The following is a 23,048-nucleotide window of genomic DNA, read 5'->3' as shown; positions in this document are numbered from 1 at the left end:
GCACATCTTAGCTTGGCCAGGGTAGCGAATATGTTTTGACGTTGGTGAAGAACTTCATTGCTTCGGTGACGCCTTCCTTCACGGCATTGCCGCTGTCTTTGATGCCGCCAAAGGGCGAGGTTTCAATCCGGTAGCCCGGCTGTTCCCAAATGTTGCAGGTGCCCACGTCAAGCCCATTGATATAAGCAATCGCCCGGTTTAGATCATTGGTGCAGACACCCGACGACAGGCCAAACTGGGTCGAATTCGAGATCCGCATAACCTCATCATCATCATCGGGCACACGGACGACCGGGATGATTGGGCCGAAAGTTTCCTCCATCACCAGCTCGCTGTCATGGGGCACGTGGTCCACCACGATGGGTGGCAGAAGCGCGCCGTCGCGACCGGGGTGATACAGGATTTCGGCACCATCCTTTTCGGCCATGAATACGCGTTTTTCGAAAAGCTCTGCAGCCTGCGCATGGATCACGCAGCCCAGTTCCGTGTCCGGGTCTTGCGGATCGCCGAATTTAATCTTCTTGGCTTTCTCCAGCACCAGCGGCACGAACCTGTCAGCCACGCTTTCTTGCACGAGAATACGTTTAATTGCGGTGCAACGCTGACCGGAGTTGCCTGTGGCCCCCGCCACCGCGATGGTCGCGGCCTTGTCCAAATCGGCGTCGTTCAGATCATTGCAGATAATCAAGGGATCGTTGCCGCCAAGCTCCAGCGCCTGCCGTTTGTAGGCCGCCTTTTCGGCGATCATCTTGCCCACCGGCACACCACCCGTGAAGGTAATGATGTCGATGTTGTCGTTGACGATCATCTCTTCCCCGATGTCCTGCGGCCAGCCGGTGACGACTTGGAACATCTCGGGCGGCAGGCCCGCCTCATAGAGGATATCGGCCAGCGCTATCGCCGTCAGAGGCGTCAATTCCGTCGGCTTGCACACCATGCAGTTGTTGGTTGCGATCGAGGGCGCAATCTTGTGGCTGACCATATTCAGCGGATGATTGAATGGTGTGATCGCGCTGATCGCTTTCACCGGCTCCCGCTTGGTGAAAATCTTGCGCTCTTTCCCGTTATGGGTCAGATCACACGAAAAAATCTCGCCATCATCATTCAGCGCCTGTGCGGCGGCGAATTGATAGACATCCTGCGCCCGCTTGGTTTCGTAAATGGCGTGCTGGTGGCAAATGCCAAGCTCCAACACCAGCCATTTGGCCAGAAACTCGCGACGCTCGCCAATCAGCTCTCCCGCGCGTTGCAGGATTTGTGACCGCTCATAGCGCGACAGCTTTGACTTGTAGTTCGCAGCAATTTCGAATGCGCGGCGGGCGTGTTCGGCTTGACCAGCAGGCACCGTGCCGATCACCTCGTCTGTATAGGGGTACCTCACCTCGACCACATCGTCGGTGAACACGATCTTGCCGCCGATACGCATGCCTTCGTGACGGATGTCGTCCTTGTTCATTACGGTATCCTTCATATCAAAGTGCCGCCGCCTGCGTGGCATAGAAGAACGCGTCGAAATTCCTCAGCACGGGGCGTTCTGGTAAGGGTAGAACGCGGTTGCAGATAAAGGGCACCTCTTGTTCGGTCAGACCACCGTGGCTTCGCAAGGGTTCGTTCAATGCCGCCAAATCGTGGCGGTGTTCGGACGTGCCTATGCAGATGTTTTCGCCCGATACCAACACGATGTCACCGATCCGGTCTGCGGGCAATTCAAAGCGCGCAACCGCTTCGGCGTTGGTCAGCACATCGGTGATCCCGTCGGTTGCGCGCAGCTTGGCCATGATGACCTCATGGTCCGCGCTGTCAGGCAGATAGGCGGTGGCAAATGAACCGAGCGCGCCGTGGTGCACCACGTAAGGGTCGGTGATCGGCAGGATTAGACGCGCGGCGGCTTCGCCCAACCAGTCATCCAGCAAGTCCTGCACATAGACGACCGAGGGCGAGCCGTCGGCATGGTGCTTGGGCTTCATGCCATGATCTGCGGTCACGACAATCGCAGCCCCCATCGCGTCCAGTTCGGTCAGGTATGTGTCGAACATCTCGTAAAACGCTTTCGCCTCGGCCTGATCGGGGGCGTATTTGTGCTGCACGTAATCGGTGGTGGTCAGATACATCACGTCCGGTTTCCATTCCCGCAGAAGCTTGACGCCGGCGGCAAAGACGAATTCGGACAGCTCGGCCGAATAGACCTCGGGCTGCGCCATGCCTAGCCATTTGCTGGCGGCGCCCTGGCCGTGTTCTTCCTGGGTGGAGGTGTCGGATTTCTCGGCCGAAAAGCACTTGGCGCGGTCATCGTCAAACGTCAGACCTGCCCCCAGAAGCGCGCGCAGCTTGTCCTTTGCCGTGACAATCGCCACGCGGGCGCCCGCATCATGGAACGCCTTGAACACCGTCGGCGCGCGCAGGAAGCGCACGTCGTTCATCATCACCTCTTCCCCGGTTTCCGGCTCGTACAGATAGTTGCCGCAAATCCCGTGCACGACCGGCGGGCGCCCGGTGGCAATCGACAGGTTGTTGGGGTTGGTGAAGGACGGGATCACCGAATGCGCCAGCCGGTCCGTGCCTTCGGCCCGCATCCGCTTCAGCGTCGGCATCAACCCATCGGCAATGGCCTTGTCCAGATATTCCGGCTCGCACCCATCAAGGCAGATCGCAATCGCACAGGTCTTCGGAGCAGAATAAGCGCGCCCGTTCGCAACAACAGGAGAGTGAATGGTCATTAAGTCTTCCTTCGTATTCAGGCGGCCAGCTTGGCGCGTTCTTCAAGTGCAATGGCAGGGGGCGCCGCGTTCTGAACGCCCATCTCATCCAGTGTTTCTTTGGCGGCGGTCACGACCTGCCGCATGACGTTTTCATCCATCTGACCGATGCAACCCACGCGGAAACTGTCCACAACGGTCAGCTTGCCGGGATAGATGATAAACCCCTTGTCTTTCATAAGCTCATAGAAGCGGTCAAAGACGAAGTTTTCATCCGCCGGGCAGAAGAAGGTCACGATGATCGGTGACAGCCAGCGATCTTTCAGTAAGGTTTCGAACCCGAGCTCTCGCATACCATCGACCATGACATCGCGGTTGCGGGTGTAACGTCCGCCGCGCCCGGCAACGCCACCTTCGGCTTCGTGCCCGCGCAACGCCTCAAGAAAGGCGGCGACCACATGGGTGGGTGGAGTGAACCGCCATTGCCCGGTTTTGTTCATATGCGCCCATTGCGCATGGACATCGAGGCTCAGCGAGTGACTGTTGCCTTTCGCGGTCTCAAGCTCGGACTTGCGCGCGATGATGAAGCCAAACCCCGGCGCCCCTTCGATACACTTGTTGGCTGAGGACACCATCGCTTCATAGCGGATATCCGCAACCTTCAATTCGATCGCGCCGAAGGCAGACATCGAGTCGATCAACAATTTGCGCCCGGCGGCATAAACAGCCTTGGAAATCTCCTCCACCGGGTTCAGTATGCCGGAACTGGTTTCGCAGTGGATTGCAACGACATGACTGATCGCCGGGTCGTCGGCCAGGATTTGCGCCACCTCGTCACCGCGGGGCGGCAAGTAATCACCCTTGTTCAGCACGATATGATCGCGCCCTAAATACTCCAGCGTCTGCGCCGACCGCATCCCATAGGCACCGTTGGCCAGCACGAGCGCCTTGCCATCGCGCGGGATAAAGGACGCCAGCATCGCTTCGACCGAGAACGTTCCGCTGCCCTGCATCGGCACGCAGTCGAATTCATCGGACCCGTCGCCCAAAAGCGCCAGTAGGCGCTGGCGCATCTCGCGGGTCATGGCGCGGAAGTCGTCATCCCAGCTGCCCCAGTCGCGCAGCATCGCCTCTTTCACGGCGTAAGAGGTGGTCAAGGGACCGGGGGTCAGAAGATACGGCTCGCCCAAACGCGGCGGTTCGATTTTGAGGTCTGCGGCGGTCATGTCTTGTCTCCGAAAAGGGGAACGCAAGAACAGCATTGCAGCAGTTTGACCTATATGTGAAATTGCAATTAACGATCAAAGCATAAGATCTGCTTATGCAAAGGACTGACCGGAAAACCCATGCGCCACAGCCAGTTAAAAGCCTTTCACCATGTTGCCCTTCTGGGTGGTTTTTCCCGTGCCGCCGAAGCACTTTACCTGACCCAGCCCGCCATCTCGGAACAGGTGAAAAAGCTGGAGCAGGATCACGATACGCTTCTGTTTCACCGCGAACGCAAGCGGGTGCGACTGACCGAGGAAGGCGCGCAGCTTTTCCTCTATACCAAGCAGTATTTCGAGATCGAGCAGCAGATCGAAGACTACATGTCCTCGACCAGTGCCGCGATTGAAGGTGAACTACGTATCATTGCCGACAGTGCCCATCACATCACCCACTTCCTCGGCGATTTCCGCAAACGATATCCCGATATTTCGGTCACATTGCGCACAGGCAACACCGAGGAGATTCTGGAAGACCTGCGCGCCTATAACGCCGAGATCGGCATCGTCGGCAGCCTGACACCCGGAAACGATATGGAGGCGCTGAACCTTGGCACCACAAAGATCACGGCCTTTGCTGCACGCGGATCATCGCTGGCCAAACGGCGGTCGCTCAGCCTGCAAGACCTGCCAGACCTGCCGCTGATCTTTCGCGAACAGGGCTCCAAGACCCGCCAGAAGCTGGAAGAACGCGCAAAGAAAAAGGGGCTGACGCTGACCCCCGCCATCGTGGCCGAAGGACGCGAAGCGGTGCGTGAGGTCGTGGCCTCGGGCGCCGGGATCGGGTTCGTTTCGCTGGCCGAATACGGGCATGACGACCGGCTGGTTCAGATCCAGCTTGTCGACGCGGATATCGAGATGAGCGAGACCTTGGTGCATCTGGCGCAACGGCGCGATGTCAAAGTGATCCGCGCCTTCATGGAGTTCGCGCGAAATGCCCAACAAGAAAAAAGCGCCGGCGGTCAGGCCAGCGCCTCTTGATCTTCTCAGCGGGTGATCAGCGTGTCCGCCACGCCTGCGTGCGCGTCAAAACACCCTTGGATACAATCAGGTGAATGATCCGCGCCGCCGCGTTGGTGTAGAAGATCATCATTCCCATCGCTGCCGCTGGGGCAATATCCCCGGCGTCATCCATGTTCAGAACCGCAATCGACGCCAGCGATGTCTTGGGCGAATACAGGAACACCACCGCTGACACCGTCGTCATAGCGTTGACGAACAGATAGATCGAGATGTCCAGGATCGACGGCAGGCACACCGGCACGGTCACCCGGCTGAAGAGCTTCATCGTGGGCTGTTTCAAGGATGCCGAGACCGATTCAAACTCGCGATCCATCTGCTTCAATGCAGTCACCGCGGTCAGGTGAGACACGGTGTAGAAATGGGTCACCGAACAGATCACCAGGATCGCCATGGTTCCGTAAATCGCATTCAGCGGGTTAGACGGATTGTTGAAGAAAAAGATGTAGGCCAGGCCTAACACCATGCCCGGAATAGCCATTGGCAGCATCGCAAACATTTGGAATAACGCACGACCGGTTCTGAAACCGTTTGTCTTCTCGACCAGATAAGCACCGAAGAAAACGATGGCCGTTCCAAACACTGCAGTCAGCAAGCCAAGCTTGATCGAGTTGTAATACGACCCCCAGCCGCCACCATCCATTTTGTCGAACTGATAGTTGTTCAGGCTCAGGCTCAGGTCATAAGGCCAGAACTTGATGAGGGCTGCGAATTGACAGACTGCCAGAATACCGACGATGAACAGTCCGACAAAGGCGCAATAGATGAACGAGATCGTGTCAGTACGCTTGTCGGGTTGCGGCTGATAGGGGACCGAACGCGCCGACAGCAACGCCACTTGCTTTGACTGGACCAACCGATCGATGGCGAAGGCAAAGATCGCAGGGATCACCAGAACCACGGACACCACCGCACCCATCTCAAAATTCTGCTGGCCGATCACCTGTTTATAGATATCCACTGCAAGTACGTTGAACTGCCCGCCGATAACCTTTGGCAAGCCGAAATCTGTGATTACAAGGTTGAACACCACAAACGCCGCCGAGATCAGGCCATAGCGTGCTCCGGGGATAGTAACGGTCCAAAATGTGCGCCAGCGTGTCGCTCGCAAACTGGCCGCCGCCTCGTAAAGGCGCGCGTCCGAAATCGCCAACGCGGTCGAGATGATGATAAACGCATGCGGGAAGGTGAAGAAGATCGATCCGATGACAATCCCGATCGGGCCATAGATGCTGGCCCCAAACAGAAGCTCCTTGATCATGCCTTGGTTGCCGAACAGATAGACAAGCGCGATGCCGGGCAACAGCGACGGCACAAGGATGGGTGCCATGGCGATCAGTCGGAATACGCCCTTGTATCGCATGCAGCTGCGGTTCAGCGCATAGGCGAACCAGAACGCCAGGATCACGGTCACGATGGTGCTGACCACCGCGATCCACAGCGAGTTTTTGATCGAATTGAACAGTGCTGGCGTCGAGAAATAGTTGACGAAGTTGTCGAACCCCGTTGATTTCACTGGTCGAAGCTGCACCCGCCGGAACGTGTTGCTGTCCAAGGTCACCCAGTCAGTGCCATCCTGAAGCGTGGACCCGACCAGAAACCGCCCCGTATCACTGGTGTTTCGGATCTGATACAAAACTGGGCTGCGGAAACTGAAGTCCGGGAATAGGCCGGTCACGCCAATACGCCCGTCCGATCCGGCGCTGAGATCAAGCTCGTCAATCGCGCCGGTTTGTTGGTTCAGTTCAGCACCGTTCAGGACGGTGCCGTCAAATACACCATCCTCGTCGCTGATCTGGAATTCATATTGGGACAGCTCGAACCGATAGGTGGAAAACGACTTCGACAGCATGGCATATAGTGGAAACGCCAACGTGATGATCAAATACAGGGCGATGACCAGCATCCCTCCACGCATCATGATGTCATCGCGGCTCAGCTTGCCTTTGATGGTCGGGCCATCAGGCAGTTGTGAATAATCGGTCGCGTCAGCCATCAATTTGCCTCCGGACGGTCAAAGGCCATCAAGCGATCGGTCGGTAGTTCGATGACCATTTTGCGGCCTTGGCCCAACCCAAGCCGACGCACGGCGTTGATCGAAAAGTCAGCAATCAATTCAGATTGGCCGAACCGTTCATTACGTAGGCGGCAGCGCCAGAACGACCCAAGGAACTCCATTTCATGCAACATCACGTCGATGCAGTTCCGGTTCGGGTCATCAGCGCTATAACCGTCTTCGTGTGGGATAACGTCTTCGGGACGAATGGCAGCAATGACAGGAGTACCATCACCGAAGCTGTGCTCATGGCAAGCAAATGTCTTTTCACCAACGCTAAGTCGTCCGCCTTTGGTGACCATTGAGGCGATTTGGTTCATCTCGCCAATGAAGTCAGCGACGAACAGATTTACCGGTTCGCGATAGATTTCGGTGGGCGATCCGACCTGTTCGATCACGCCATGGTTCATCACCACGATCCGGTCAGCCATCGCCAAGGCTTCTTCCTGATCGTGTGTCACCATGACGGTGGTCACACCCAGCTTGCGCTGAAGCTCTTTGATTTCATGGCGCAGGTGGACGCGCACCTTGGCGTCCAGAGCCGACAGAGGTTCGTCTAGCAGCAATAGACCCGGATTGGTGGCAATCGCACGGGCAAGTGCGATCCGCTGCTGTTGTCCGCCAGACAGTTGCGCGGGGTATTTTCGGCCTTGCTCGGGCAGGCCGACCAGTTCCAGCAATTCGCTGACGCGCACGGCAATCTCGGATTTGCTGCGACCGGTGTTTTCCAGTCCGAACGCAATATTCTTCTCAATCGTCAGGTTGGGAAACAAGGCGTAGGACTGGAACACGATGCCAAAATCACGTTCCGAAGGGGGCAAGTTCGAGACATCCTTGCCGTCCTGCATGACAGTTCCCTTCGTTTGCAGATCAAGCCCTGCGATGGCCCTAAGTAAAGTTGTCTTGCCGCAGCCCGACGGGCCAAGAAAGCAAACAAACTCACCTTCGTTGATATCCAGCGAAATGTCTTTCAGCGCAAGGAATGTTCCAAAAGCTTTCCATAGCTTATCGATGCTGAGATAGGTTTTCTGACCTAAAGCAGTGTCTTGTATCACGGGCTTTTCCTTACATTTTTCCGTTGGCTCACGGCCAAATCTGTCCGGTCGCGGCCGGGCGCGTGTGTCAGTTCTGGAAGGGGTGCGGGTGAAAGCAGGAAACAGGACGTGTCCCCCGCTCACTTCGCTTAGGATTTAGGTTCGGACTTGCCGTCGTAGCGGCTCTGCCATTCCTCAAGAATAGCGGCGCGATTGTTCGCCGCAAACTCGAAATCATTTTCGATCATTGCGTCCAGCAAACCATCGGGGAAGTGCTCAACCGGCTTGGCCACGCCAGGATAGGCGACGACGGCATAGCCAGTATTGTACATCTCATTGGCTTCTTTGGTGACGGTGAAATCAACCAGTGTCTGTGCCGCTTCAAGATTGGCCGTGCCTGCGACGATTGCCGTGGCTTCCATATCCCAACCAACACCCTCGGACGGAACAATGATTTCCAAGGGTGCGCCGTCCGCTTTCGACTTTGCACCACGGAACGCAAACGAAATGCCAATCGGGATCTCACCCGATGCCGCCAGCTTGCAGGGTTTCGATCCCGAGTGAGTGTAACGCGCGATGTTTTCATGCAGCGCGTCCATGTACTCCCAACCGCCTTCTTCACCAAACAATTGCAACCAGCTGGACACGTCCAGGAAACCTGTGCCCGAGGAATTCGGGTTTGGCATGATCACATGGCCCGCATACATGGGATCGGTCAGGTCCTTCCATGATGTAGGCGGTGTCAGCCCAAGCTTTTCAGCCTCGACTGTGTTATAGCAGACCGAAGCGACCCAGGCGTCCATGCCAACCCAAGCGGGCGGGTTGTCCCCATCGACAAATTTCGGATCAAGGCTTTCTACTCCAGCCGGGGCGTACGGCTCCAACATACCTTCGGATTTCAGCAGCAGAAGTGATGTGGCCGCCAGCCCCCAGATCACATCGGCTTGCGGGTTGTCACGCTCGGCCAACAGTTTTGCGGTGATAATGCCGGTAGAGTCGCGCACCCAGTTGATCTTAATGTCAGGGTGGCTTTGATTGAACGTCTCGGCGTAGCGGGCCAGATCTTCAGCTTCTACGGCTGTATAGACTGTCAGCTCGGTCTCTGCGACTGCGACCGTCGCAAAGGCAACGCCAGCCAGAAAGGACGCAAGTCTTTTCGCTGTGTGTTTCATTGTTTTCTCCTCTGTTGATCTTCTGTTGTCGTGACGGGAGCGATCAACTTCCTCGCCATCCTTTTTCAAGCCAGTTTGGCAGGTTCTGACGACAAGAAAAATCGATTATACCTACCATATGATTGGCCTGACCTATGCTAAAACCAAGCGCAGACGCTTGGTGCGCGACCTTTGTTTTTTAAAAACGCGTTGCAACGCGGGTCGTGCCCTGCGCCTCGTGACACAATTTTATCAATGTATTGTGACAGTCCGGGCGGCATTCGCCGGTAACTAACCTTACCCCAACAATCGCTTGATTTACTCGGCATCAGTCGCTCACTTCCTTGCCGTCCAAATCTTCGATCAGACGTGTTTCCAGAAGCTGGCCATTCCGATAAAGGATCGGATAGGCGATCGCAGCGATGTGGTTGTTGATATCACGCAGGGCACGCAGGGTTTCCAAATGGATGTCGCTGGTTTCGAAGCTTTCGACACGGCCATTTTGCAAGCGGGCTAAATGGTATTTTCGGCTTTTGCGCTCGGCTCGCTTAAAATCGGCTTTCTCAACCACAAGCAATCGTGCGCTTTCCAGATCGTCCGAGACAAGCACATTACTGGCCAGATGGAAGTTCGCGCAAACCGCTTCATACATTCGCCGAAGCTCGGCCCAACCTTCCTCTGAAAAGCTCAGGTGGCCATCCAGCTTTTCTTTCGCGACCGAGGTCAACTTCATCGCGATCACATCACCTGCGGCTTCAAGTCGGATCGCATATTCCATCAACCCGCGAACCGTTTTGGTATCCGCTTTGGAATAGGTGTCCTGCGGCATTGTCGCCACATAGGATCGGATGCCCGAAAGTGTATCGTTCACCTCATCATCCTTCGCGCGAGTTGCGCGCAACACCGATGTGTCTGTTGCTTCATAAAGCTGGGGGACGGTGTGGAACATCCGTTCGACCTGTCCAATCATTCGCAGCAACTCTCGTTTCAGACTGGCAATGGCCTGTTGCGGCGTATCAAGCGCGGATGGGTCTAACGCGCTGACCGGCTGTTCTGATCCGGCTGCCGAATTGCCCGAGTATTTCGGAAACACCTGCACAATGGGCCCTTCGATCAGGCCGCAGAATGGCAACGCTAACACCAGTAAAGACAGATTGAACCCGATATGGGCGTAAATCAGTGATTGCCCCGGGCCGACAAAAAGCAGGTGTTCAGGATCATACAACAAGTTTACGACCAGTAGGACAATCAAAGCCCAGCTGCCGCGCAGCATCAGATTTGCAAACGGAATACGTCGTCCGACAGCCGGCATTCCACGGGTCAGCCAGATCGGAATGAACGCGCTGCCCATGTTTGCCCCCAACAAAAGCGACAGCGCGGCGGCAAACGGGATGGCCCCGATTTGGACCAGCGTCACGCACATCAGGATGGCGGCAACACTAGAGTGCATGACGAATGCCAAGGCGGCGCCAACGATGAAGGCCGTCACGAAATCACGCGCTAAATACCCGGACACTGCTGGAAGGAATGCGCTGTCGCTAATTGGTGCTACAGCTTCACGCAGAAACTGCAGTGAAATCAGGATAAATGCGACACCCATCAGAATACGGCCAAACTGACGGCCTTTCTTGCTTTCGACTTTCACAAACAACCAACCGCCGACGGCAAGTAACAAAGGCACCAGCCAATCCAGCTTGAACGACAAAATCTGAATGATAAGCGCCGATCCCAGATCGCCACCCAACACAATCGCAAGCCCGGTTGGAAAGGCCAGATAGCCGCTCGCCGCAAACCCAGTCGCCAACAGCGCCACCGCCGCTGAGCTTTGTAAAACAATCGCCAGGAAAACGCCGGTTGCGCTGGAACCGATCAGACTGCGATTGTCCGTCAGCAACCGTTGAAACGATGCGCCAAAACTGCGTTCGATCCCGGTGCGCACCATTCGCACCGCGAACAACAACAGCATTGTGGCACCCGCAAGGCTAATGACAAAACTCACAATGGCCATTCTACGACCCCACCAGATGCAAAAGCTCGGCATGAAGATCGGCGGTTGCGGCCGTCACGACGCCGGACGTGCCGGACGACAAGGCCAACGGCTGTCCGTTCCAGTCGGTGATAATGCCCCCCGCCGCCTCAATCACAGGGACCAATGGCAAATAGTCATAGGGCTGCAAATCCCAGTCCACCACTGCATCGACATGCCCCATGGCAACCAGAGCATGAGGATAACAGTCATAGCCAAACCGCCTCGTCTGACCTGCGGACAAAAGACCGCTAAAGGTCTGAGGTTGCAGGGCAAACATCTTCTCGGCTTCGTTGATATACAGAATGGCCTGATCCAGCGAAGTCTGCGACGAGACACAAACCCTGTCGCCGTTCAGCATCGCAGAGCCACCCCGCACGCCAATCATCGTTTCGTTTAGCGCAGGCATTCCGATCACACCAATGGTGGGCACACCCATATGCAGCCGAGCCAGTAGAAAGCCGAACATTGGGTGGCCGGACAGGAAAGACCGCGTGCCGTCAATTGGATCAATGCTCCAGACATGGTCACAGGTCAGGTCAGATTGGCCGAACTCTTCGCCCAGAATTCCATCTTCGGGAAAATGCTGCTCAAGGTATGCGCGAACGCACAGCTCAACTCCACGGTCAGCCTGGGTGACGGGGCTTTCATCGTCTTTCAGATCGATCTCCAACAGATGGCGAAAATAGGCCATCGCGGAACTACCTGCCAGATCGGCAATGCGATTGGCATGAGCGACAATGGTTTCAGCCTCCGTCAGCATTGCACGATCTCGGGATGTACCGCCCTAATTCTTATGTCCCACTTGTCCAACTGTCGCGCCAATTCAGGCTCCGGCACCTGATCTACGATCATCCGATCAATGTTTTGCGGCGTAAATCCCTGATGGGGCGCTTTCGATCCAAATTTGTGATGAGTCATTGCCACAACTGCAGCATCCGAACAGTCGATCACCACGGACGCCAAGTCCGCTTCCGTCCTGTTCAAATAAAGAAAGCCGCGCTTGATGTGCAGCGCGTCGGCGCTAAGAACGGACAAATCATAACAGAACTGTCGCGCCTGTTGTTCAGCCACATGACCGAATGCACCCAGTTCGTCGACATGCATTTCTCCGCCCAAAAGATAGACATGATTGTCGTTGTGGCCCACCAGGGTTTGCGCAACCTGAACCGAGTTTGTCGTTACTGAAAGATTGCCACGGGTGCGCAATTCCTCTGCGACGAATGCAGTGGTGCTACCGACATCCAGAAACAAAGTCATACCGTCTTCAATCTCGCGCACAAGGGTTTGCGCGACAGCGCGCTTCTCTCGCGCATATTGTTCGATCCGCTGGAAAAAGCTCGGGTCACTCTGGGTTCCGACAAGATAGGCGCCACCATGAACCCGTGCGACCGATCCCGTCTTTGACAAGGCTTTGATCGTGCGACGTACGGTTTCTTCCGAAACATTCAGCGCACTCGCAAGATCTGAGTTTTTGGCGAACCCCCCAACCCTGCGAATGGCATCGAGCAATTCCAGCTCGCGATAGGAATGTTTTGCCTCACTTGTCACATCAGCCCCCAAATATGTGGTCGGGCCGGACTTCCGGGTATTGCCACAATTTCTCACAGTTTTGTGGATTTATGCCCGAATTGAAGAGAAATACAAGCTCAAACCAGAAAGGCGATCAAAAGAAACAGGGATTTTGCTTTGCGCAACATGGTAACAGGTGGTCGAAGCCGCGTGCCGCTAACGAGTAAAAAATTGTGTTCATCGCCCTGTTTTCCCGATCGGCTGACCAGAGGCAGTCGCGAATGCTAATGATACGTGGTGCCGTGTGGTCTTTTACTTACAAAGCACGGCGCGCGCGTTGTCACACGCAACTGCCATGTATTCGTTTCGGTCGGATAACCACACCTGTAGAAGTAAATCAGCGGACCACAAAATCAGCGTGGAGCGCACCTGCGGCTTTGATGCTTTTGAGAATGTCGATAAGATCTCGCGGTGCGACCCCTAGCGCATTAAGCCCAGCGATCACGTCCGATAGTGAAGCTCCTCCATCCACCTCGGCCAAGCCGATACCTGGCTCTTCTTCAAGACCAACATTGGTTCGTGGCACCAAGATCGGTTCTCCATTCGAGAACGGGTTGGGCTGCACGACAACTGGCGCTTCCTGAATCCGAAGCGTCAGATTGCCTTGCGAGACTGCAACCCGACTGATCCGCACGTCCGAGCCCATAACGATGGTGCCCGACCGCTGATCTATGACGACCTTGGCTTTGCGTTCAGGTTCAACGCCTAGATTTTCGATGGTGCCAATGGCATGGGCGGGCGAGATTGCGCGTGTGGCGCTGATATCGACGACCACTGTACCGCTATCCAACATCCGCGATACAACGCGATCAAACTTTGCATTGATCGCACGTTCGATGCGTTCTGCCGTGGTAAAGTCCGGTGTTCTGAGCGCAAGCCGGATAGATTTCAGCTTAGTAAAATCAAAGTCGATCTCTTGCTCAACACGCGCGCCATTTGGAATGACGCCACTTGTCGGAACGCCTTGCGTGACCTTTCCTGCGTCACCTTCAACAACAGCGCCACCGGCGATGATAGTGCCCTGACCAACGGCATAAATTTCGCCATCCGCTGCATTCAGTGGGGTCATGATAAGCGTACCACCCAAAAGACTCTTCGCGTCGCCGATAGCCGATACCGTCACATCAATTCGCGATCCGGCGCGGGCGAAGGGCGGCAAGGCCGCGGTGACGAAAACGGCGGCCACGTTCTTTGGACGGAACTGCTCGCCCGTGATGTTGACGCCCAATCGCTCCAGAATGTTTGACATAATGTCTTCGGTGAAAGGCGCATTGCGAATGCCGTCGCCGGTGCCGTTCAAACCAACTACAAGCCCATAACCTACCAGATCGTTGCCACGCACCCCATCAAACTCCACAAGATCCTTGATGCGCACGGAATTCGCCTGTGCGGTGGACATGGAAAACAGCATTGTGATCATGAAGATGAAAAGCCGGGTCATCGCATATAATCCGCAAAGCTCAGGTTTGAGAGGCGAGCGGTCACAGTATAAAGGCTTTCCATCTGGTCATAGAGCGCCTGCAATGCTGTTGCCGTCTCAAACGGATCAGCTGCGGTCAGCCGATTGTATGACAACTCAAGCGCCGATTTTTCTGCAGCGTTGCTCGCAGCTTTCTCTTCAATACGTGCCTCAACGCGACCAACACCCGTCCGAATACTGGTCAGATCATCTATCACGCTTAGAAGATCGTTTGATGATCGCGTCAAAAGCTCTTTCTGGGCCTCAGCATCGCCCGCCAACGCCCCTTCAGCGATGACCGCCGATTTAGCGAAGGCGGCCAACACATCGCGTATTTCAGCATTGTTTGCCTTGATAGACAGCGTCGCCACTTCTCCATCGCTCAATCGAAACGGCCCCAGGTCTTGGTTGGAACCCTGATAGCCTGATATGTCGAATCCGCCGCCCGACGTTTTGAACCAATCGTCGATCTGATCCGCGACACCAGCAGCTGTGGTTTCCCCAGAGATCGCGGTCATTATGTCTGATAAGATTGCGTCGGCGTCTGCCAGAGCCGGTCCATCTGTTGCCGTCCCTGCAAAAAGCGTTCGTCCGCCGAGACTTGTGTTCAGACTCGAAACCACCGACGCAAACCGTTCCCGCGCATCGACCCCAGTGGTATGCAGCAATCCTGCATTCTGGGAACTGATTGCAAGATGCAAGTTGCCGGACAGTGTCTCGGCTTGATCTTGGACGTTGCCCAGAACGGTTTGGGCACCAGCCAGAACTATCGCAGCTTCATTGACGCTCTGCGCATAGGCGGATTGCAGTTTAAGGCTATGCTCAAGGCCTGCCACAGGGCCAAAATCCCCTGAAATATGGCTCGCCAAACTCGCCTTGCGACCGGTCGACAACTCCTGCCCAAGACGTGCCATGTCCTGCTTCATCTGCGCTGTTAGGTGGCGGGTTTGGAACGCACTGGCGAGATCACCATAGCCTGCAATTGTCATGTCATCTCTCCTAGATTGCCAGCAAAGTCTGGATCATTTCATCAGCGGTCGAAATAACGCGAGCGTTGGCGGCATACGCTTGTTCGATCTGCATCAGCTTCTGCATTTGGGCGTCTGTATCAACGCCTTGAGAAAGTTCCATCTGGCGCAGTGCTTGCTGTTGGGACGCAGCAAATCCAAGATGGGTTTCCGCCATAAGCCGATCTGAACTCACGCTCGACAGCAGTTCGGATGCCAATCCGGCTGCGGTCTGCGAAACTGTGGAAAATCCGCCGGAAACTGGTGACCGAAACGTTCCTAAGGTATCGATAAGCCCGTTCAGCAACCCAGAGTCGCCAGCATTTCCTTGCGCAGCGGCACCAAGCCCGTCGCGCAAGCGCCACAATGCGCCACCTTTTTCTGGATCGACGGAAGCATTAACTGAAATACGTGCTGACAGCGCGACTTCATCGGTTGCCGCAAAGGCGGACCCCGCATCTGTGAATAAACCCGGGGCGCCGGATGCGCGAGTTGTATCAAGTGCGGGATCTTGGAAGCGCTCAATAAAATCCCGTGCAAAGCCGTCTAACCGCTCCTGTGCGGTAACGGCGATCTGATCGCGCACAGTAAATTGACCTGACAGAGCGCCGCCCGCAATGAGGCTGCGATCATCACTAGTTTCGATGGGTAGTCCGTTCAACAACAGACCCGATAGGGCACCACCTGACAGCGTCATTTCTGGCACAATCATATTAACGGGCGTGAAGTCCAGTTTTGCGGCCTTACCGTCCAGCAATACGGCGCCACCTGTTGTTATCAGCGCGACCGCCCCATTTTCCCGCGGTAACTGCTTTAACGGCACAATCGGAGACAGCGTGTCAATTTTCTGCTGTCGCAAATCCATTAACCCGGACGCATCATCGCCACGAGACTGCGCCGTTTGTATCTTCACGTTCAGCGCCTGAACATCTTCCAACCCTGCGTTGAGTGTTTCCACCATTCCCGCGATTGCTTGATCTGCATCCGATCGCGCGCTTTGGATGTGATCCGATGTGACATTCAGATGTGTGGTCAGACTGTAGGCCGCACTTAACACCACCGACTGGCGCGTTTGGCTATCCGGTCGGGCTGCCGCTTCAACCAGAGATGCCTCGAACTGTGCCATGCGACCGGATAAAGATCTGGGCTGGTTGGGAGTCCCCAGCATCTGCTCCAGTTCCATCAGAAACTGTTGTTGCGCGCCGTGGTATCCCGCCGCTGCATCAGCAAGACGGCGGTCGCCGATAAGCACTTCATCCACTTGCCTTAGAACAGCTTCGACCCGGACACCAGCGCTGCCCGGCGTTCGGGTTGACAGTTCCAGCGATCTGGTGCCATAGCCTTCGGTCATCGCGTTGGCGACATTGGATGAGACAAGCTCGGCCGCGCGCGACGAGGCTGTTAGCCCTGAAAGGGCGTTTGAGAAGGCGCCGGTAATGCTCATGTGTCAGTCTCTGATTTTACCTCGTTTATCAGCGCTTGATATTGGTGGTTTCTTGCAGCATCTCATCCACTGTCTGAATGACTTTGGCGTTCGAGCTATAAGCCCGCTGCGTCTGGATCAGGCTGGTCAATTCACCCGCGACGTCGGTTGTTGACCCCTCACGCGCAAAGCCCACGACCTCGCCGGTTGGACCGTCACCGGCATCCCACATGAAGAAAGAGCCGCTATCCGGAGACACCTGATAGGCCTGGTTTGAGATTGAGATTAGTCCGTTCGGATTTGGAACATCCACCAAAGGCACTTGATAAATCGTGCGAATGAAGCCGGTGTCATAGGTCGCTTTGATATATCCATGCTCGTCGATCTGAACTGCCGTCAGATTGCCCACGGGCGAGCCATTCTTGGTGATCGCCACAGGTGCAAAGCTGTCTGATAACTGCGTCAGGCCGTTTGGATCACCAATTTTACCGATGGTCAGCGAAAGCGGTCCACCCGCGACGGTCAAATCAAGTGTCCCGTTTGTTGCGTTGTAGGCACCACCAGATACGATGGCGACAGAAGCGAGAGAGCCGCCATCCGTCCGTGAATCGTCAAACGTCAGCGTGTATTCTCCAACAGTTGCTCCACCTGAAGCGCTGTCAGTGATAACCATTGTCCATTGATTGGACGATCCGCTTGCCGGAACGACCGGTGTGAACGAGAAATCTAGCGTTTCAGAAGTGCCAAGGTTGCCGAAATACTCCACCGACAGGGGGCGCGTGGCTCCGGCTGATCCAGCCTCGGTTTCCACTGCGGGCAGATTGACGCCAAGCTTCATCGTGGTGGTCGGATCACCCGCTGTTTGGTTGGCGTTGATGACAACCGGTTCCAATCCTACGCCGGTATCGCGAGGATAGGTCGCGACGTTCCCGTCTGCATCCGCGGGCCAGCCCAGAAGAACCAACCCGGTTTCGGTTTTCAGAACACCTTCGGAATCTGTGCGAAACGACCCGGTCGTGGTCATCATCATCGGACGTTCGCCGGGATTGGCTTCGCGATACACCTCTTGCGTTACGGGCAACATGCCACGGCCGCTGATCGCGATATCCATCGGGTTTGAAGTCGAAATGAGCGGCCCGTGTTCATCAATCAAACGCTGAGTTGTGGTGCGCACCCCGCCTGCCGAATAGGTGCCTGCCCCGGCCAGCCCACCGATCACCAGATTCTGAAAATCTGCCGTGGCACGCTTGTATCCGAAAGTCGAAGAATTCGCGATGTTGTCCGAAATCGTAGCCAGTTTGGTTGCATGAGCATTCAATCCGGCGACGCCGGCACTGAGTGAGGAGGAAATCGTCATGGTGCGCCTTTCTGCTGCTTCTACCTCTTTGTCGATCTTCATCCATAGAGGCCTGATCTTAACAGGCGGCTAACACCTAAAATTGAAGTCAATTCTGTTTTTGCAGAACAGACCCGCCAGCGTCAGCGTCCAGTGCGCAGCAAGATCAGCTCAATCCGGTTGTTGCGTATGGCCATGGCATTCCCGATTGCTGGTTCACGATCGGCATGACCCGTCACGCGTGCGATACGTTCTGGCGCCAAAGCGCTGTCTTCAAACATTTTTCGCAGTTGGGTTGCGCGCCCGGTCGACAGTGTCCAAGCTGTGTTTTCGATGACGACAACCGGCTGCGTGGCGACATGGCCTTCAATCGCAACGCCATTTTCAACGAGTGCAAATACGCGCGCAATCAATTCGGTCAGTTCGGACAGAACCGTCGTCGGAGTTGTTGTGTTTGGCTCGAATAACGGCGCACCGTCCAGGTCAAACAACTCAACCAGCAGACCTTCATCGGTGACGCGGGTCACGATGTGGCGTGCGATCCCATCGCTGGCCATGCTTTCGCCACCTCTGGCAAACAGCATCTCTTCCAACTCTTCCAACCGCGCATTTTCCGCGGCGGCATCATCCGCTCCTCCTTCTGGTGGGCCGGGGTCGCGCGGTATGCCGCCGTTTCCAGATTGCGACAGGGTTTCTTCAACAAAGACACTGTCGCCGCCGAACGATCCTTCGCCGCCGCCCGACACACGTGTAATCGGGATGGTTGGATTAAAGTAGTCCGCAATCCCCTTGCGTTGTTTTTCCGTTGTTGCGTTCAACAGCCACATCAAAAGAAAGAATGCCATCATGGCGGTCACGAAATCGGCATAGGCCACTTTCCATGCTCCGCCGTGGTGTCCGCCACCGCTGACCTTCTTCACCCTCTTGATGATCACTGGCGCATTTGCGTTAGCGCGCATCTCACCACCTCATTCTTCACCCGGAATCAGTGATAGCGAGCCGAAGTTTATACAGGCTTAACCTTTCAATTTGTTAGAAATTTATTACTTCACCTGTGAAATGTCGCTTTTCCTTGACTTCATTTCAATCGCAACGATACCATTGCGGGGCAAACAGGATTGGCCCTGCAAGGGGTGTTGAAACGAGGCTTAAGATGAACCAGCACAGCTCTGGGCGCGAAATGACGCGCGCGGTGTCCTTGGTCGGCACTGAAACACATTACATGCCCGGATGGGCGAATGATTTCGAAACCGAAGCTCTGCCCGGCGCGTTACCGCAGGGGATGAACAGCCCGCAGAAATGCGAGTATGGCTTGTATGGCGAGCAACTGTCCGGTACCGCATTCACGGCCAACCCGCCTGAACGGACGTGGTGTTACCGCATCCGACCGGCAGTGAAGCATTCCGCACGCTACACGAAGATCGACGTACCTTACTGGAAATCCGCGCCGCATGTGGACCCGGACGTGATTTCGCTGGGTCAATATCGCTGGGACCCCGTGCCCACCGCCGAGGGTCTGAACTGGATCACCGGTATGCGCACGATGACCACGGCGGGTGATGTGAACACGCAAGTAGGTATGGCGAGCCACGTCTATCTGGTGACGGAATCCATGGTCGACGACTATTTCTTCTCAGCTGACAGCGAGCTTCTGGTTGTGCCGCAGGAAGGCAAGCTGCGGTTCTATACGGAACTGGGCGTGATCGACCTTGCTCCGCAAGAAATCGGCATCATTCCGCGCGGCCTTGTTTATCGGGTCGAGTTGCTGGAAGGCCCTGCGCGCGGCTTCGTTTGCGAAAACTATGGCCAGAAGTTCGAATTGCCTGGGCGCGGGCCCATCGGCGCAAACTGCATGGCCAATCCGCGAGACTTCAAAGCCCCCGTCGCAGCGTTTGAAGACCGCGAAGTGCCATCAACCATCACCATCAAATGGTGCGGACAGTTCCACAAGACCGAAATCGGCCAGTCTCCTTTGGACGTGGTCGCATGGCACGGAAATTACACGCCCTATAAGTACGACCTGAACACCTATTGCCCGGTTGGCGCGATCCTGTTTGATCACCCCGACCCCTCAATCTTCACCGTCCTCACCGCGCCGTCTGGTCAACCCGGCACGGCGAATATCGACTTCGTTCTGTTCCGCGACCGCTGGATGGTGGCGGAAAACACCTTCCGCCCCCCGTGGTATCACAAGAACATCATGTCCGAGCTGATGGGTAACATCTATGGTCAGTATGACGCGAAACCGCAGGGCTTCGTTCCGGGCGGCGTGAGCTTGCACAACATGATGCTGCCGCACGGGCCAGACCGTGATGCGTTCGAGGGTGCGTCGAATTCGAACCTCGGCCCCGAGAAGCTGGAAAACACAATGTCCTTTATGTTCGAAACCCGCTTCCCCCAACACCTGACCGCCTTCGCCGCGAACGAGGCCCCCTTGCAGGATGATTACATCGACTGCTGGGAGAGCCTTGAGAAGAAGTTCGACGGCACGCCCGGTAAGAAATAATGAAGCTTTATACCTATTGGCGGTCCACCGCGGCTTACCGTGTGCGCATTGCGTTGAACCTAAAAGGGATCAACGTGGATCTTGAGTCCGTTCATCTGGTGAAGGATGGCGGGCAGCAACATTCGCCAGCGTATGTTGAAATGAACCCCGCCCATCTGGTGCCGACGCTGGTGTTGGATGACGGAACTGTGCTGACGCAATCCTTGGCCATCATCGACTATCTAGAGGCGCTGCAGCCCGACCCCGCGTTGCTTCCGCCTGACCCGGTTGAGCGCGCGCATGTGCTTGCTGCCGCTCATGTTGTCGCGATGGATATTCACCCGGTGAACAACTTGCGTGTCGTGGCCCATCTGGGCGACACTTTCGGCGCTGGACCTGAAGACAAGAAAGCGTGGATGTGCCATTGGATGGACAGGGGCTTTGCGGCGCTGGAACAGATGGTGCGCAAGGATACGCGCTTTTCCTTTGGCGGCACGCCGTCACTGGCGGATATCTGCCTTGTCGCGCAATATTACAACGCACGGCGCTGGGGGTTGGACCTGACCCTCTATCCCCGCTTGACCGAGATCGAAGAAACCTGCCTGACCCTGCCTGCCTTCGCCGATGCCCGGCCCGAGGCGCAGCCTGACGCTGAGTGAGGACCACATGAGCAAACTAAAGAAATCCTGGGTGGAGAGCGCAAATTCCGCCGACACACCTTTCCCGTTGAACAACCTGCCCTATGGCGTCTTCTCGGTCGGAGATGACGAACCGCGTTGCGGTGTTGCCATCGGGGATATGATCTTTGATGTGGCCGCAGCAGAAGAGGCTGGCCTGATCGAAATTAGCGACGACCCCGTCTTCGACGTCCCGTTCTGGAACGAGTTGATGGAGCAGGGGTCAGACGCTTGGTCTGCCTTACGCACCCGTATGGAACAACTGCTGCGCGAAGGCTCATCAGAGCGCGCGGCAGTCGAACCACTGTTGGTCAAACAGGCTGACGCGGACCTGCATATGCCGTTCCTTGTGTCGGAATACACCGACTTCTATGCCGGTCGTCAGCACGCGGCGAATATGGGCGCGATCCTGCGTGGCTCGCCCGACTTGCCGGCCAACTGGCTGCACATTCCGATTGGTTATAACGGCCGTGCGTCGTCGGTTGTGATCTCGGGAACCCCGATCCACCGCCCGAACGGCCAACGCAAAGCGCCGGATGCAGAAATGCCCAGCTTTGGCCCCTCGATGCGTCTGGACATTGAACTTGAGATGGGGGCCATCGTCGGCAAGCCTTGCGAGTTTGGCCAACCCATAACGGTGGACGAGGCCGACGATATGATCTTCGGCTATGTCCTTCTGAACGACTGGTCCGCCCGCGACATTCAGGGTTGGGAATACCAGCCACTCGGCCCGTTCCAGGGCAAGGCGTTTGGCACCTCGATCAGCCCATGGATCGTCACTGCTGCCGCGCTGGAGGAGTTTCGCGCGCCGACACCCAAGCGGGAAAAGGAACTTCTGCCCTATCTCGATGGGTCGAAGGACGGGCTTTACGACATCTCGCTGCAAGTGCTGATGCAGCCCGAAGGCGCAAACAAAGCCAGCGTTGTTGGCGAAACCAACTACACCCGCATGTATTATTCGGCCGCTGAGCAACTGTGCCACCACGCGATTGGCGGCTGCGGAATGAACGTGGGCGATCTTCTTGGCTCTGGCACGATCTCTGGCCCGACCAAGACGGAATATGGTTCACTGATGGAGATGAGCTGGGCGGGCCGCGAGCCCTTCACGCTGGACACCGGGGAAACTCGCACGTTTATCGAAGACGGCGACACGCTGACTCTGCGCGGCGCGGCCAAAGGCGACGGCTTCCAAATCGGGTTTGGCGACTGCGTTGGCAAGATCCTTCCCGCCGTCAACTGGCCGAAGTAAATGGGGCTCTGGGCATCAACCCCCTGCGCTTTGCCATTCGAGGATCGCCTCGGATGGCACCAGCAGCATGATGATGTTCAACGCCAACCCATCGCGGATCAGGAATGTGGTCAGCACCTCAAAGCCCACGATGATCAGAATGCTGATCCAGATGGGCAGACGAAGGGCCAGCCAGAATCCCAGGAACATGGCACCAAGATCGACGGCGGAATTTACCACGCTATCGCCCCAGTATTCACCGGATACGGTAAATTCGCGGTAGCGATTGATGACGGCCTCGGTGTTCTCGGCCACCTCCCACGCGCCTTCAACGATGGTGGCGACCAGAAGCCGCCAACCAAGGGCAAAACGGCGCATCAACAGGAAGGTCGCGCCATAGAAAAGAAATCCGTGGATCAGATGGCTTGGTGTATACCAGTCCATCAAATGCTGCGACCCTTGCCCGCTGTCATCACCTGCATACCAAAGCAATGTGTAACCGCAGGGGCATGAGATATTCCGACCCATCGCCAGCAGCGTAACAAGCGTAGCGATGGTGACAAAAGCAACGGCCCAATAGGGCAGATATCGACGATCAAACATGAGGTGAGGG

General features: G+C 56.1%; 19 protein-coding genes. 4 read left to right on the top strand and 15 right to left on the bottom strand.

What is annotated here, in order from left to right; genetic code table 11:
* Window positions 1-7: 7 nt before the first annotated feature.
* The 3 genes from phnY to MWU51_RS14595 are packed head-to-tail and all read right to left on the bottom strand — an operon-like array spanning window position 8 to window position 3,922.
* Window positions 8-1,456, bottom strand: a complete 1,449-nt coding sequence (gene phnY, locus MWU51_RS14605; RefSeq protein ID WP_247038324.1) for a phosphonoacetaldehyde dehydrogenase — start codon at window positions 1,454-1,456, stop codon at window positions 8-10.
* A 16-nt stretch (window positions 1,457-1,472) separates the two neighbouring features.
* The gene (phnA, locus tag MWU51_RS14600) at window positions 1,473-2,717 is read right to left on the bottom strand and encodes a phosphonoacetate hydrolase (protein WP_247038322.1); all 1,245 of its coding nucleotides are present in this window, start codon (window positions 2,715-2,717) and stop codon (window positions 1,473-1,475) included.
* 17 nt (window positions 2,718-2,734) lie between these two features.
* Window positions 2,735-3,922, bottom strand: coding sequence for a 2-aminoethylphosphonate--pyruvate transaminase (locus tag MWU51_RS14595; protein ID WP_247038319.1), 1,188 nt, complete (start codon window positions 3,920-3,922; stop codon window positions 2,735-2,737).
* Window positions 3,923-4,042: 120 nt separating this feature from the next.
* Between MWU51_RS14595 and MWU51_RS14590 the strand changes: the two genes are divergently transcribed.
* The gene (locus MWU51_RS14590) at window positions 4,043-4,942 is read left to right on the top strand and encodes a LysR substrate-binding domain-containing protein (RefSeq protein ID WP_247038317.1); all 900 of its coding nucleotides are present in this window, start codon (window positions 4,043-4,045) and stop codon (window positions 4,940-4,942) included.
* A 16-nt stretch (window positions 4,943-4,958) separates the two neighbouring features.
* Here MWU51_RS14590 and MWU51_RS14585 read toward each other — a convergent pair whose 3' ends face one another.
* From MWU51_RS14585 to MWU51_RS14535, 11 genes are all read right to left on the bottom strand, one after another.
* The gene (locus tag MWU51_RS14585; protein WP_247038315.1) at window positions 4,959-6,977 is read right to left on the bottom strand and encodes a putative 2-aminoethylphosphonate ABC transporter permease subunit; all 2,019 of its coding nucleotides are present in this window, start codon (window positions 6,975-6,977) and stop codon (window positions 4,959-4,961) included.
* The gene (locus MWU51_RS14580) at window positions 6,977-8,092 is read right to left on the bottom strand and encodes a putative 2-aminoethylphosphonate ABC transporter ATP-binding protein (RefSeq protein ID WP_247038312.1); all 1,116 of its coding nucleotides are present in this window, start codon (window positions 8,090-8,092) and stop codon (window positions 6,977-6,979) included. Before MWU51_RS14580 ends, MWU51_RS14585 begins: the two co-directional genes overlap by 1 nt.
* Window positions 8,093-8,220: 128 nt before the next feature.
* Window positions 8,221-9,243 carry a putative 2-aminoethylphosphonate ABC transporter substrate-binding protein gene (locus tag MWU51_RS14575; protein WP_247038311.1) on the bottom strand — a complete coding sequence of 341 codons (1,023 nt, stop codon included), beginning with the start codon at window positions 9,241-9,243 and terminating at the stop codon, window positions 8,221-8,223.
* Window positions 9,244-9,550: 307 nt separating this feature from the next.
* Window positions 9,551-11,230 carry a Na/Pi cotransporter family protein gene (locus MWU51_RS14570; RefSeq protein ID WP_247038309.1) on the bottom strand — a complete coding sequence of 560 codons (1,680 nt, stop codon included), beginning with the start codon at window positions 11,228-11,230 and terminating at the stop codon, window positions 9,551-9,553.
* A 1-nt stretch (window position 11,231) separates the two neighbouring features.
* On the bottom strand, window positions 11,232-12,011 hold the full coding sequence (locus tag MWU51_RS14565) for an inositol monophosphatase family protein (RefSeq protein WP_247038307.1): 780 nt from the start codon (window positions 12,009-12,011) through the stop codon (window positions 11,232-11,234).
* Window positions 12,005-12,799, bottom strand: coding sequence for a DeoR/GlpR family DNA-binding transcription regulator (locus MWU51_RS14560; protein WP_247038305.1), 795 nt, complete (start codon window positions 12,797-12,799; stop codon window positions 12,005-12,007). Before MWU51_RS14560 ends, MWU51_RS14565 begins: the two co-directional genes overlap by 7 nt.
* 358 nt (window positions 12,800-13,157) lie before the next feature.
* Entirely contained in the window at window positions 13,158-14,261 is a 1,104-nt protein-coding gene (locus MWU51_RS14555; RefSeq protein ID WP_247038303.1) for a flagellar basal body P-ring protein FlgI, read from the bottom strand.
* Complete coding sequence (locus tag MWU51_RS14550) at window positions 14,258-15,268, bottom strand: flagellin (RefSeq protein WP_247038301.1); 1,011 nt, start codon at window positions 15,266-15,268, stop codon at window positions 14,258-14,260. Before MWU51_RS14550 ends, MWU51_RS14555 begins: the two co-directional genes overlap by 4 nt.
* A gap of 10 nt (window positions 15,269-15,278) precedes the next feature.
* Window positions 15,279-16,730 carry a flagellar hook-associated protein FlgK gene (gene flgK / locus MWU51_RS14545; RefSeq protein WP_247038299.1) on the bottom strand — a complete coding sequence of 484 codons (1,452 nt, stop codon included), beginning with the start codon at window positions 16,728-16,730 and terminating at the stop codon, window positions 15,279-15,281.
* Between the two features lie 28 nt (window positions 16,731-16,758).
* Window positions 16,759-18,066, bottom strand: coding sequence for a flagellar hook-basal body complex protein (locus MWU51_RS14540; RefSeq protein ID WP_247038297.1), 1,308 nt, complete (start codon window positions 18,064-18,066; stop codon window positions 16,759-16,761).
* A gap of 122 nt (window positions 18,067-18,188) precedes the next feature.
* On the bottom strand, window positions 18,189-19,004 hold the full coding sequence (locus MWU51_RS14535) for a flagellar motor protein MotB (RefSeq protein WP_247038294.1): 816 nt from the start codon (window positions 19,002-19,004) through the stop codon (window positions 18,189-18,191).
* Between the two features lie 194 nt (window positions 19,005-19,198).
* On the opposite strand from MWU51_RS14535, the gene hmgA reads away from it, so the two are divergent.
* Genes hmgA through fahA form a run of 3 tightly spaced genes read left to right on the top strand, consistent with a single transcriptional unit; the run spans window position 19,199 to window position 22,456 of the window.
* Window positions 19,199-20,551, top strand: a complete 1,353-nt coding sequence (gene hmgA, locus MWU51_RS14530) for a homogentisate 1,2-dioxygenase (RefSeq protein WP_247038292.1) — start codon at window positions 19,199-19,201, stop codon at window positions 20,549-20,551.
* Window positions 20,551-21,189 carry a maleylacetoacetate isomerase gene (maiA, locus tag MWU51_RS14525; RefSeq protein ID WP_247038290.1) on the top strand — a complete coding sequence of 213 codons (639 nt, stop codon included), beginning with the start codon at window positions 20,551-20,553 and terminating at the stop codon, window positions 21,187-21,189. Before hmgA ends, maiA begins: the two co-directional genes overlap by 1 nt.
* 7 nt (window positions 21,190-21,196) lie before the next feature.
* Complete coding sequence (gene fahA, locus MWU51_RS14520; protein WP_247038287.1) at window positions 21,197-22,456, top strand: fumarylacetoacetase; 1,260 nt, start codon at window positions 21,197-21,199, stop codon at window positions 22,454-22,456.
* 15 nt (window positions 22,457-22,471) lie between these two features.
* Here fahA and MWU51_RS14515 read toward each other — a convergent pair whose 3' ends face one another.
* The gene (locus tag MWU51_RS14515) at window positions 22,472-23,038 is read right to left on the bottom strand and encodes a DUF2585 family protein (protein ID WP_247038285.1); all 567 of its coding nucleotides are present in this window, start codon (window positions 23,036-23,038) and stop codon (window positions 22,472-22,474) included.
* Between the last annotated feature and the right edge of the window lie 10 nt (window positions 23,039-23,048).

This window comes from Aliiroseovarius sp. F47248L, from assembly GCF_023016085.1.
Classification (GTDB): Bacteria; Pseudomonadota; Alphaproteobacteria; order Rhodobacterales; family Rhodobacteraceae; genus Aliiroseovarius.
The sequence above is the reverse complement of the archived record's forward strand: the minus strand, read 5'-3'. Positions and strand labels throughout refer to the sequence as shown.